This window comes from Pseudoalteromonas atlantica, from assembly GCA_007988745.1.
Lineage (GTDB): Bacteria > Pseudomonadota > Gammaproteobacteria > Enterobacterales > Alteromonadaceae > Pseudoalteromonas > Pseudoalteromonas atlantica.
The window spans coordinates 74,584-86,870 of record BJUT01000002.1; the positions used below are offsets into that span (position 1 = coordinate 74,584).

Here is a 12,287-nt window from a genome sequence, read left to right on the forward strand (position 1 = left end):
TATAACTTGTTTATTATTAAAACAAAGGTCAAGTTGCAAACATGCTAAGTCAACTATTTCAAAAGCCATCCACTGCGATGGTCGGAATTGATATCGGATCGCACTCTATCAAAGCAGTGCTTTTAAGTGAAATTGAAACGGGATTTCGACTAGAAGCACTTGCAATTGAACCTATGCCAAAAGGCGCAATGAGCGAGCGCTCTATTCAGGATATTGAAGCAATTGGTAACATAATTACAAAATTAAAAAGAAAACTACCAAAATCTTTAAAATCAGCGGCAGTGGCTGTATCAGGGCAAACCGTTATCACTAAAGTTATTTTTATGGATGTTTCATTAAGTGACGCTGAATTAGAGTCGCAAATTGAAATAGAAGCTGACAGCTTAATACCTTACCCCCTTGATGAAGTGAGTTTAGATTTTGAAAAGCTCTCTACCAACGAAGCCGATCCGAGTAAAATGAATGTGTTGTTATCTGCTGCACGTACAGAAAGTGTTGAAGCCCGTGTGGGCGCACTTGAGGCGGCAAACTTAACCGCTAAAGTGGTTGATGTTGAAAGCTATGCGTTAAGTAGAGCAATGGATGTGTATTATCAGCAATTACCAAGTGACGCCTTTAATAAGTGTGTTGCTGTGGTAGATATTGGCGCTGTTTTAATGTTGGTCAGTGTTGTTCAAGCAGGTGAAACAATTTATACCCGTGACCAAGTGTTTGGTGGCGACCAATACACTAACAGCATTGTGTCTTACTATAATAAAGGCTTTGATGAGGCTGAAATAGGCAAAACAACGGGTGACTTACCCCCTAATTATACTTTTGAAGTGCTGGCACCGTTTCAAACATCATTATTGCAACAAGTGCGCCGTGCGGTACAAATGTTTTTAACAACCACAGGTAAAGATCAAGTAGATTATATTGTGCTAACCGGCGGTACATCGATGATTGACGGTTTAGATAGGTTGTTAATTGAAGAGCTAGGTATTCATGCTGTGGTTGCTGAACCATTTGCAAATATGGAAGTTTCGCCAAAAGTAGACAGAAATGTAATGCAGCGAAATAGAACGCAGTTTGCAATTGCTACTGGTTTGGCATTAAGGAGCTTTTCATCATGCCACATATAAATCTACTGCCGTGGCGAGAGCTACAGCGTGAAGAATCAAAAAAGAAATTTATAACAATTTTAGTTGCGGTTGTTATTGGCTGTTTTGCAAGTATGTACTTACTTAGCTCTTTTTACGCGGGTTTAAAAGATGGCCAAAATTTAAAAAATAATTATCTAAGCTCAGAAATAAGCATGCTTGATAAAAAAATCAGTGAAATTAGAAATCTTGATAAGCGAAAAGAAAATTTACAACAACGTATGCGATTAATTGAAGAGCTACAAAGCAGCCGTAATTTAGGTACTCAAATTATGGATGAAGTAGCTAAAATTGTACCTCAAGGCGTGTATTTAACTAAGCTTGAGCGCCGCGGTAGTCAAATACATGTGCTAGGGCGTAGTGAATCAAACAATCGTTTATCTACTATGCTGCGTCAGGTGCAAGGCTCATATTTATTAGAAAGACCTACCATGCAAGGCATTGTGGCAGGCGATCAAACATCACGGTTACTCAGTGATTTTAATATGGAGTTTTACGTAAAACCATTTGATGAAATTGGTGAGGTAAGTGATGAACCTTGATTTAAAAGCCTTAAATGAAATAGATTGGAATGAAATTGAGCTCGACAACATTGGCGAGTGGCCCGTTGCAGTAAAAGCAATTTGTTGCTTATTTATAGCCGGTTTAGTGTTGTTTTTTAGTTACAGCCTATTGGTATCTGATGAAATAGATAGCTATCACAGCGCGGTAGCTAAAGAAGTAGAGCTGCGCAGTACCTACAGAACAAAGTATGCCGTAGCCAGTAAGCTTGATATATACCGCCAGCAAATGGTTGAAATGGAAGATAAGTTTTCACAACTACTAAAGCGATTACCTACCTCAAATGAAACCCCAGGCCTGTTAGACGATTTATCTTATGTAGGTACTACTAGCGGTTTAACATTTTTGAAAATTGGCTGGTTACCTGAAGTCGAAAAAGAGTTTTATACTGAGTTGCCAATTAAAATTGAAGTAATAGGCACTTACCATGAATTTGGTGAATTTGTAGGAAAAGTAGCCCAATTACCACGAATTGTAAGTTTACATGACTTTTCGATTGTATCATCTGGCGAAAAGCAACTAACATTCAGTGTGGTAGCAAAAACATATCGTTATGAAGAAGGGGTTAAAAAGTGAGATTAGTCCCTTTATTATCATTGTCAGTTTTATTGTTGGCAGGTTGTAACGACGATACGTCTGAGCAAAAAGAATTTATTGACCAAGTTAAGGCCAGCACCACGCCTAAAGTTGAGGAAATACCTGAATTAACGCAGTTTGAACATTTTGAATATAATGCATCGCAGTTACGTAGTCCTTTTGTGGCTCCGCAGCCTGAAATTATTCAAAATAAACTAACGCAAATTAAAAATTGTTTACACCCTGACCCTGATAGAGTGAGAGAGCCACTAGAAAAGTACCCGCTCGATAACCTATCAATGAAAGGTACATTAGGCTCTAACGGGCAAATGTGGGCACTGATCACCGCAGCGGATGAAACGCTGCATAGGGTAACGGTAAATAATTACTTAGGGACGTATGACGGTAAAGTTAAGTCTGTAAGTAGTGATTATGTAGAACTAGTTGAATTAATCCCTGATGGGTCGGGTTGTTGGAAAGAGCGGCTGACTAAATTGGAAATGTTAGAGGCGGCAAATAATGGCGCAAATTAATAATAAAAAAGGTAAAACACACATGCATAAGGATGTACTTTGGCATCATCGTTTTCAAACGGTGTTATTTGTCATATTGGCTCTTTTTGTCGCAAAAACAGCCAGTGCAGCGCCGCTACTTTATGATGTACGTTATAACCCCTTGCTAAAAGGCGAGACAGAGTTACAACTTGTATTTGACGAAGAGCTAACACAACAACCTAAAATTCAAGTACACAACACACCAGCGCGCATAGAAATGCTATTTGACGGTGCAGAACTAGAACAGGGCCTTGAAAATGTGCCGGTCGATCACGCAGGTATAAACAGTGTAAGCAGCGTACTGACAGAGCAAGGCTTAAAAGTTACGGTAAATTTAGAGCGTTTAAAAATATACGAAACACAAGTTAATAATAACTTAGTGTCGTTGCGCGTATCTGATAACCCGCTTACTGAACAAGCTTCTGATGAAAGCAGCAATGGTTATGATGCCTCAAGCGCTTATATTAATCGGATTCAATCTATTGATTTTCGCCGTGGTGAAAAAGGCGAAGCAAAAGTTTTAGTATTTTTACAAGACACGCAAGCTGCAATAGAAGTACATGAAAGTGGTGGAAAAATAATTGCAGAGTTTCATCACACAGATATTTTAGACGACTTACTGTATGAATTAGATGTGCTAGATTTTGGTACTGTAGTAAGTACCATTGAGACCTTTAAAGAAGATAGCTTAAGCCGTCTAGTTATTGAGCCTAATGCTGCTTTTACCTTTACCTACCAGCAAATAGATAACATTTTAACGTTAACAATTGAAAAAGATGAAACGCAAAATGCCTATTTAGATGGCGGCAAAGAATATCAAGGTCGTCCAATGACCTTAAACTTCCAAGATATTTCGGTTAGAGCTGTACTGCAAATCATAGCGGGTTATAACGAGTTTAACTTAGTAACGAGTGACTCCGTAACCGGCAATATTACGCTTCGTTTAGATGGCGTTCCATGGGATCAGGCTTTAGACGTTGTACTACGTATTAAAGGCCTTGATAAGCGTATGGATGGCTCTATATTGATGGTTGCCCCAGCTGAAGAACTCGCTGCACGTGAAGCTAAAGATTTATTAGCAAAACAAAAGGTCGAGGATTTAGAGCCGCTTTACAGTGAGTATATTCGTTTAAACTACGCTAAGGCTGAAGATTTTGCGGATTTACTGAAAACCGATACTAACAGCATCATTTCTGCCCGAGGCAGTGTATCGGTTGACCAGCGTACCAATACATTACTTATTAAAGATACAGCGAAGAGCATTGAGAGTATTCGCCGTATGATTGAAACACTCGATATTCCAGTGCAACAGGTTGTTATTGAATCACGTATGGTAACAGTGCGCGATAACGTCACAGAAGATTTAGGCGTGCGTTGGGGATTTAGTGATCAACAAGATAGCGATGGTATCTCTGGCTCGCTTGAAGGAGCTGAGTCTATCTCAAATGGCACTATTCCTGATTTATCAGACCGTCTTAATGTAAACCTACCTATTACTAACCCTGCGGCAAGTATTGGTTTACACATAGCTAAGTTGGCTAATGGCACTTTAATTGATTTAGAGCTAAGTGCTTTAGAAGAAGAAAATAAAGGTGAGATTATTGCGAGCCCGCGCATTACTGCAGCTAATCAGCAAAAAGCACGTATTGAGCAAGGTACTGAAATCCCCTATACCGAATCGGCCTCAAGTGGTGCTACTACTGTAAGCTTTAAAAAAGCGGTATTGAGCCTTGAGGTTACACCGCATATAACGCCTGATAACAAAGTTATTTTAGACTTAGTTATTACACAAGATACTCGTGGCGAAACGGTTCAAACCGGAACAGGTGAAGCAGTTTCGATAGACACTCAACAAATTGAAACACAAGTGCTGGTTGATAACGGCCAAACCGTTGTGCTGGGTGGTATTTTTCAGCAGCAAATAATTAATACCACAAATAAAGTACCTGTACTTGGTGATATTCCATATGTTGGACGCTTATTTAAGAGCACCAGCGAGTTTAATGAGAAACGTGAATTACTTATTTTCGTGACACCGAAAATACAAATAGACTAAAATTTAGTGGTTTTATGTTCGTCAACGAGTGTTTATTGATAATAATTGCTCGTTATATGGCTTTTTATTGTAATAGACTTGAAATACCCGGCCAATTACTGAGATAATCCCCTCCTTAATTTTGGGGCCAGGTCGTTAGGCGGGGTTTTATTTCAAATTTTAGAGTTCGTTTGTACTAAAAGATATGGCTGAGAAACGTAATATATTTCTAGTTGGCCCCATGGGGGCTGGCAAAAGCACGATTGGTCGTCACATCGCTGACCAATTACACCTTGAATTTGTCGATTCTGATCAAGAAATCGAACGCCGTACCGGTGCAGATATTGCCTGGGTGTTTGATCTTGAGGGTGAAGAAGGCTTTAGACTTCGTGAAGAATCTGTTATTGGCGACTTAACCGAAATGCAAGGTATTGTACTTGCAACCGGTGGTGGTTCAGTAATGAGTAAAGAAGTTCGAAACAAGCTTTCGGCTCGTGGTATCGTTGTATACCTAGAGACACCTATAGAAAAGCAAGTTGCACGCACGCAACGCGACAAGCGTCGCCCATTACTGCAAACTGAAGAAGCACCTCGTAATGTACTAGAGCGCTTAGCAGAAGAACGCGAGCCACTATACAAAGAAGTTGCCGATTTTGTTGTACGCACCGATGAGCAAAGCGCTAAAGTTGTTGCTAACCAAATCATCGAGAAATTAGATTTTTAAAAACCAATAATAAAGGAAATAACAAAGCATGCTTGAATTAGCTGTTAATTTGGACGAGCGAAGTTATCCTATTTTTATTGGTCAATCTGCACTTCAAGATAATGGCCGCCTTGTTCACCACATTGGTGATTGTCGGCCTATCATTATCACTAACGACACAGTTGCGCCTTTATATTTACAAGGACTGCTTGATTCGTTAGCTGATCTAGACCCTCTTTCTTTTGTCATTCCAGATGGTGAGCAATACAAGTCGCTTGAATGGTTTGAGAAAATATCTGCTTTTTTATTGCAAAATAATTGCGGCCGAGACACATGCTTAATTGCACTAGGTGGCGGCGTTATTGGCGATTTAACAGGTTTTGTTGCTGCATGTTATCAGCGCGGTGTACCGTTTATTCAAATTCCGACCACGGTACTATCACAAGTTGACTCCTCTGTAGGGGGCAAAACAGCGGTAAATCACCCACTGGGTAAAAACATGATTGGGGCGTTTTATCAGCCGCAAGCGGTTTTTATTGATACTAATTCACTTCACACTTTACCGGCGCGCGAATTTGCAGCGGGTATGGCCGAAGTTATTAAGTATGGTTTAATTTACGATACCGAGTTATTTGCTTTTATTGAGCAAAATGTAGAAAAGCTACAGCAACTAGATGAAGCAAGTTTGCAGCATATTATTTATAGATGTTGTGAAATTAAAGCGCTTATCGTGGCGCAAGATGAAAAAGAAAATGGCCTTCGTGCATTACTCAACTTAGGGCATACCTTTGCGCATGCAATTGAAGCGCAAATGGGATACGGTGTATGGCTACATGGCGAGGCTGTTGCTACCGGAATGGTACTTGCTGCTAAATTAGCGCATACACGCGGTGATTTATCGCAAACTGAGGTAGATAGAATTGTAACGCTACTCAAGCTTTATAATTTACCGACTGAGATCCCAAGTGAAATGACTGCAGAGCAGTTTTTAATGCATATGCGTAAAGACAAAAAAAATAAAAAAGGCACTATCCGCTTTATTTTACCTACTCAATTTGGTCAATGCGCATTGGTAGATGACGTATCAGACGACCAAGTTAGAGCGTTAATCGAGCAATAATGCAGGCGCAAATTTTACCAAGCCGTGCGGCGTTGGTGGATAGAATCGCTCTGCAATTTGAATACGGGCAAAACTTAATTGTATTACTAGGCACCTCTGGCCTAGGCAAAAGTTATATGCTCGAAACCTTCATCACCGACAAATACAACAGTTTTAATAAAGCATTTGTACAAGTAAGTGCCAGTGTAAATGATGTATCACTGATGAGTGATATATTAGAGCAAAGCTTTAACTCTCCGCTGATTGACCACGATTTATCGTTAAGTGAAAACTTTTACCAATTGTTGCAGCAGCAACCGTGTGAGGCCTGTTTGTGGGTGCTCGATAATGCAAGGCACTTATCTGAAGAGCTATTACAGGAATTAGAGTTACTTGCCAAAAACAGCCCTGTAACGCTTTATATCATGCTAGCTTCGCAATCAAAGCTAGCTATTAATAATGCCGTTGAAATTTACTTAGAGCCTTTATCTGCACATGAATCTAAACAGCTAATGAGCTGGTATTTTCCTAATTTACCGTACGATGAAGACCCCGTATTTAGCGCATTTTTAAATGAAGCGAAAGGCAACCCCAGCTTATTATTAGCATGGCAACCAACCGAGCATGTGGCTGATATTGTAAAAAAAGATAAAGTGTCGTGGCGAGTACACTTAATCTCGTTGTTAATTATAATTATGCTACTTATCATTGGTTTGCTGTATAAAAATGACATGACCCAGTGGTGGCAAACGTATTATCAAAATCAACAAAGCCAGGACATAGATACCGCTATTCCTGCTTCTAAAATTACCGCTATCCCAAGCGCGGATAAAGAAGTCAGTAGTGCTAATTCTGATATTTCAAAAGCGGATTTGCCTTTAGAGCCGGTCAGCGATAAATCACAAGGTAATGTAGCGCCTCATAAAAATGATGTGCCGGCGATAATGCAAAGCCTAACGCGTGAGGCTCAACAAAGCGCTCAAAGTGAGCAAAGTGAACAAAGCGAGGCATTACCACAAAGCTCAAACACTCCTGAGACTATTGAGCCAATTGAAAGTGACAATAAAGAAAGCCCGCAGCCTAAAACCTCAAATAACGTATCAGATAACGCTTGGTATTTAGCTCAGCCAGATAATAATACAACTGTGCAGCTGCTAGCCGTTACACAGGAAAAAATCACCCGTGAGTTTATTATTCAACATAATTTAAGCCAGCACGCTAAGGTATATCAAACTAAGCGAAATAATAAAGTGTGGTGGGTGGTTACTATTGGCAGTTATGCATCACTCGCTGATGCTAAAAGTGCGTTGCCTGCCTTGTCGAGTGCGCTTAGAAAGAACAAGCCTTTTTATAAAAAAATCAGCAAAATAAAACAAGAAATTGCACGACTTGATCAGTAAACTGACTCACTTTAGTGTAAAATCGCGCTACAGCAGATTGAAGTTAAGAACCAATGCAACAAAAGAGTAGAGCCTTCCTTAAATGGGCTGGCGGTAAATACAGCCTAGTTGAAGATATTAATGCACGTTTATCTCAAGCCAGCAAACACGCTGAAACCTTGGTAGAACCTTTTGTAGGTGCAGGCTCGGTATTTTTAAATAGTAATTTTAAACACTATTTACTCAACGACATCAATGCTGATTTAATTAACTTATACAAAGAGCTCAAGCGCTCGCCGGATGAGTTTATAAGTGACTCTAAAAAACTATTTGTTGATTTAAATAACCACCCAGACGCTTACTACGAATACCGTGTACAGTTTAATAAAAGCAGTGATGTGTATGAGCGCGCAATGCTCTTTTTATACATGAATCGCCATGGTTACAATGGGCTGTGTAGGTATAATCTCAAAGGCATTTTTAACGTGCCATTTGGTAAATATAAAAAGCCTTATTTTCCTGAAAAAGAAATGTACTTTTTTGCCGAAAAAGCACAAAAAGCCACATTTACCTGCCTAAGCTACGATGATGTATTTAAGCTTGTGCCAAACAATGCGGTTATTTATTGCGATCCGCCTTATGTGCCGCTAAGTAAAACAGCGTCGTTTACCTCTTATGCTAAAGGCGGGTTTAATTTAGACGATCAAGCAAACTTGGCAAACTTAGCCGAGCAAGCTGCGTTTGAAAACAATACCCCAGTGCTTATATCTAACCACGATACCGTGTGGACGCGAAAAATTTATAGCCAAGCTACGCTTGGTAAAATTCAGGTAAAACGTACTATCAGCCCTAAAGGTGGATCACGCAACAAGGTCGACGAGCTAATGGCTATGTATTTAGCACCCAAGCAACCACTGCGTAAATTGTCACTACAAAAATAACAAAAAACAGCACAGCTAAAGCAATAATAAAAAGAGGGGAGTGTTGTTGGAAGTCGGCTTGGCGTTTGTGCTCTGATTGCACACCAAAAAATGCTGCTAGCACACTTTGCAACGCGCTAATAAAGTGCAGCATTATTTAAAATAGAGGTTTTATTGAAGGCGTATTCTTAGCGTCTTCTGAGCTAGTTAATAACTCTAATAAATCTAAATAATGGAACTGCGCACTGCGACTATCGCCTGTTAGCCACGAAAACCACGATGAATCTTCTTCTACTTTCGCACACGTTAAGGTGTTTGAAGCGCTTTTACTACTTGCCTGATGCTGACAATTGCTAACTAAGCTTAAATCTTGCTCAGAACTTGGCGCAAAACTAAATGCCCCAATAAATAACAATGCCGACGCAATTAAGATCCCTGTTTTAAATGCACGCATAATATTAGCCTAAAATTAAGTTACTCCTTTAATAATAACAAAAGCTGTATAAATAACAAACTAATATTTATCTGTAATAGCTAAGGCCTGTTGAAACTTGCTAGTTAAAGTGTGTTCTCAAGCTAAGAGTTTTTAAATCGCGCCCCGAAGTTTGTAATCGAGTGGGCACAATAACTGCTCTTACGTAAACTAATAACTTTTATCATGTAAGCATGGCTTGTGTATCCTACTCACGGCCTTACCAAAAATTAAACATGCTGCCCAAAACTCAACCACTAAAGCTCAACACGCCCTAAAGCTTTTTATAAATAAATACTTATATATTTAAATCGATATTTTTAGTTATGCCTAATTTACAGTGTATTACTTGGGAAACCTCAGCATTTACGGTACATTAAGGCATATTTTACTGATTGACGGATTACTATGTTAAACCCTGAACAAAAATACTTAATTGCGCCTTCTATTTTGTCAGCCGATTTTGCAAAATTAGGCGAAGATGTGGATAAAGTACTCGCTGCAGGCGCTGATGTAGTACATTTTGATGTCATGGACAATCACTATGTGCCTAATCTCACTATTGGGCCTATGGTGTGTAAAGCGCTTAGAGATTACGGTGTAACAGCCCCTATAGATGTGCACCTAATGGTAAAACCAGTCGATAGTATAATCCCTTTGTTTGCAGAGGCCGGCGCATCAATAATTACTTTTCACCCTGAGGCCAGCGAGCATATAGACCGCACCATACAGCTCATTAAAGACCATGGTTGTAAAGCAGGCTTAGTATTTAACCCTGCCACTAGCCTTAGCTACCTCGATCACGTTATTGATAAGCTAGATACTATTTTATTAATGTCGGTAAACCCAGGCTTTGGCGGCCAAAGCTTTATTCCCCACACCCTTGAAAAACTAGCTCAAGCAAAGCAGCGTATAATTGCGTCGGGTCGTGATATTCGCCTAGAAGTAGATGGTGGTATTAAAGTTGATAACATAGCCGCAGCAGCGCAAGCAGGTGCCGATATGTTTGTAGCAGGGTCTGCTATTTTTAATGAGCCTGATTACAAGGTTGTTATTGATCAAATGCGTGAGCAGTTAGGAAATGTAAAGTAATGAAATATGATGTAGCTTTGTTCGACCTTGACGGCACACTTGTTGATAGCGTTTACGATTTATACCTAGCAGTAAACTTAACACTGAGTGATTTAGCGTTTCCTATTGTTAGCCAAAGCTTGGTTGAAAGCTGGATAGGCAACGGTATTGAAACCCTAGTCAAGCGTGCACTCAGCGGCGATATGCAAATTAGCGAACATTTAGATGAAGCGCTTAGTGCAAAAGCCATTGCCTTATTTTACCAACATTATGAGCAGCTAGTGGGCAAGTATAGTGTGTTGTATCAGCATGTAGAAACAGGGCTCAGTGCTTTGCGGGGCATGCCAAAAGCACTTGTTACTAATAAGGCGCGTCTATTTACCGAGCTACTACTTGATAAGCTTTCCCTTACCAGTCACTTTGAAGTGATAGTGTGTGGAGACGATATGGCTAAAAAGCCTTCACCAGCGCCTTTACTGTATGCATGTAAAAAGCTGAATGTTGAGCCGAGTAAGGCTATTATGATTGGCGATTCAAAAAGCGATATATTGGCAGCACATGCCGCTAAAATTGATGTAATAGCGGTGGATTATGGTTATAACCAAGGCGAAAATCTTGAGGATTATAATCCACAGTACCTATGCGATAACTTCTTAGATATAATACCAACACTAACACAGCGTTAAAATTTTTAATTAACTAAACACTAAAGGAAAATCATGAGTAAACCAGTAGTTTTAAGTGGCATTCAGCCAACCGGTGGTATGACAATAGGCAACTATGTTGGCGCTATTAACCAGTGGCTAAAGCTACAGGAAGACCACGAAAGTTTCTTTATGCTTGTTGATTTACACGCGATTACCGTGCGCCAAGAGCCAGAACTTCTTCGCTCTCGTGTATTAGATGGTATAGCGTTATACGCGGCATGTGGCATAGACCCTGAAAAATCGGCCTTATTTGTACAGTCGCAAGTGCCAGAACACGCGCAGTTAGCATGGGTGCTAAATTGTTACGCACAAATGGGCGAGCTTAACCGCATGACTCAGTTTAAAGACAAGTCATCTAAGCATGCTAACAATGTAAACGTCGGTTTATTCTCGTACCCAGTATTGCAAGCAGCGGATATTTTATTATATCAAGCTGACCAAGTACCGGTAGGGGATGACCAAAAGCAGCACTTAGAGTTAACGCGTGATATAGCGACACGCTTTAATAATTTATACGGTGACGTATTTAAGTTACCAGAGCCATATATTCCCGAATTTGGCGCACGCGTAATGAGCCTTCAAGATCCGCTCAAAAAAATGTCTAAGTCTGACGAAAACCCTAATGGCTACATCATGCTATTAGATGAGCCTAAAAAGATTGAGAAAAAGCTTAAAAAAGCAGTAACCGATTCAGACGAGCAAGCGCGTATTTACTTTGACCGTACTGAAAAGCCAGGCGTTTCTAATTTACTTACTTTATTAAGCGTAGCCACTAAGCGCTCAATTGAAGACTTAGTGCCAGAGTATGAAGATAAAATGTATGGTCACCTGAAAAAAGACACAGCCGATGCAGTTGTTAGCATGATTGAGCCAATCCAAGCACGTTTTAAAGAGATCAGAGAAGATCAAAACCTACTTGACAGCATCATGAAATCAGGCGCAGAAAAAGCCAGTGTACGTGCAGAAAAAACACTTAAATCGGTTTATGATGCACTAGGGTTTATTCCTCGTACATAAATTGCTTTATTAGTATAAGCAAATAAAGCAAATAAAAATGCCGCTAAATTTAGC

Annotated in this window: 14 protein-coding genes; 12 read left to right on the forward strand and 2 right to left on the reverse strand. The window is 39.8% G+C overall.

Going from position 1 to position 12,287, the window contains the following annotated elements; all coding sequences use genetic code 11:
- Window positions 1–41 precede the first annotated feature (41 nt).
- The 9 genes from PAT01_RS02400 to PAT01_RS02440 all read left to right on the forward strand — a co-directional run bounded on the left by PAT01_RS02400 (window position 42) and on the right by PAT01_RS02440 (window position 8,987).
- The gene (locus PAT01_RS02400; RefSeq protein WP_004589345.1) at window positions 42–1,121 is read left to right on the forward strand and encodes a pilus assembly protein PilM; all 1,080 of its coding nucleotides are present in this window, start codon (window positions 42–44) and stop codon (window positions 1,119–1,121) included.
- The gene (locus PAT01_RS02405; protein WP_024032531.1) at window positions 1,109–1,681 is read left to right on the forward strand and encodes a PilN domain-containing protein; all 573 of its coding nucleotides are present in this window, start codon (window positions 1,109–1,111) and stop codon (window positions 1,679–1,681) included. The genes PAT01_RS02400 and PAT01_RS02405 overlap by 13 nt, the downstream gene beginning before the upstream one ends.
- Window positions 1,671–2,276, forward strand: a complete 606-nt coding sequence (gene pilO, locus PAT01_RS02410; RefSeq protein ID WP_004589347.1) for a type IV pilus inner membrane component PilO — start codon at window positions 1,671–1,673, stop codon at window positions 2,274–2,276. The genes PAT01_RS02405 and pilO overlap by 11 nt, the downstream gene beginning before the upstream one ends.
- On the forward strand, window positions 2,273–2,809 hold the full coding sequence (locus PAT01_RS02415) for a pilus assembly protein PilP (RefSeq protein ID WP_024032530.1): 537 nt from the start codon (window positions 2,273–2,275) through the stop codon (window positions 2,807–2,809). The genes pilO and PAT01_RS02415 overlap by 4 nt, the downstream gene beginning before the upstream one ends.
- Complete coding sequence (locus tag PAT01_RS02420) at window positions 2,796–4,886, forward strand: type IV pilus secretin PilQ (RefSeq protein WP_154944629.1); 2,091 nt, start codon at window positions 2,796–2,798, stop codon at window positions 4,884–4,886. Before PAT01_RS02415 ends, PAT01_RS02420 begins: the two co-directional genes overlap by 14 nt.
- A 184-nt stretch (window positions 4,887–5,070) precedes the next feature.
- The gene (aroK, locus tag PAT01_RS02425) at window positions 5,071–5,589 is read left to right on the forward strand and encodes a shikimate kinase AroK (RefSeq protein ID WP_004589350.1); all 519 of its coding nucleotides are present in this window, start codon (window positions 5,071–5,073) and stop codon (window positions 5,587–5,589) included.
- 28 nt (window positions 5,590–5,617) lie between these two features.
- Window positions 5,618–6,688 carry a 3-dehydroquinate synthase gene (aroB, locus tag PAT01_RS02430; protein WP_154944631.1) on the forward strand — a complete coding sequence of 357 codons (1,071 nt, stop codon included), beginning with the start codon at window positions 5,618–5,620 and terminating at the stop codon, window positions 6,686–6,688.
- The gene (locus tag PAT01_RS02435; RefSeq protein ID WP_154944633.1) at window positions 6,688–8,067 is read left to right on the forward strand and encodes an AAA family ATPase; all 1,380 of its coding nucleotides are present in this window, start codon (window positions 6,688–6,690) and stop codon (window positions 8,065–8,067) included. The genes aroB and PAT01_RS02435 overlap by 1 nt, the downstream gene beginning before the upstream one ends.
- A 53-nt stretch (window positions 8,068–8,120) precedes the next feature.
- Window positions 8,121–8,987: a Dam family site-specific DNA-(adenine-N6)-methyltransferase gene (locus PAT01_RS02440; protein WP_024032526.1), complete on the forward strand. Its 867-nt coding sequence runs from the start codon at window positions 8,121–8,123 to the stop codon at window positions 8,985–8,987.
- Here the strand turns inward: PAT01_RS02440 and PAT01_RS02445 are convergent.
- Both PAT01_RS02445 and PAT01_RS02450 read right to left on the reverse strand, forming a co-directional pair.
- A complete protein-coding gene (locus tag PAT01_RS02445; protein WP_024032525.1) occupies window positions 8,935–9,120 on the reverse strand; it encodes a DUF2970 domain-containing protein in 186 nt (61 codons plus the stop codon). The genes PAT01_RS02440 and PAT01_RS02445 overlap by 53 nt on opposite strands.
- 3 nt (window positions 9,121–9,123) lie before the next feature.
- On the reverse strand, window positions 9,124–9,420 hold the full coding sequence (locus PAT01_RS02450; protein ID WP_154944635.1) for a hypothetical protein: 297 nt from the start codon (window positions 9,418–9,420) through the stop codon (window positions 9,124–9,126).
- Between the two features lie 426 nt (window positions 9,421–9,846).
- On the opposite strand from PAT01_RS02450, the gene rpe reads away from it, so the two are divergent.
- Genes rpe through trpS form a run of 3 tightly spaced genes read left to right on the forward strand, consistent with a single transcriptional unit; the run spans window position 9,847 to window position 12,233 of the window.
- Window positions 9,847–10,530, forward strand: a complete 684-nt coding sequence (gene rpe, locus PAT01_RS02455; RefSeq protein WP_154944637.1) for a ribulose-phosphate 3-epimerase — start codon at window positions 9,847–9,849, stop codon at window positions 10,528–10,530.
- Window positions 10,530–11,195: a phosphoglycolate phosphatase gene (locus tag PAT01_RS02460; protein ID WP_004589357.1), complete on the forward strand. Its 666-nt coding sequence runs from the start codon at window positions 10,530–10,532 to the stop codon at window positions 11,193–11,195. The genes rpe and PAT01_RS02460 overlap by 1 nt, the downstream gene beginning before the upstream one ends.
- A 33-nt stretch (window positions 11,196–11,228) precedes the next feature.
- Window positions 11,229–12,233, forward strand: coding sequence for a tryptophan--tRNA ligase (gene trpS, locus PAT01_RS02465; RefSeq protein ID WP_029771853.1), 1,005 nt, complete (start codon window positions 11,229–11,231; stop codon window positions 12,231–12,233).
- Window positions 12,234–12,287 lie beyond the last annotated feature (54 nt).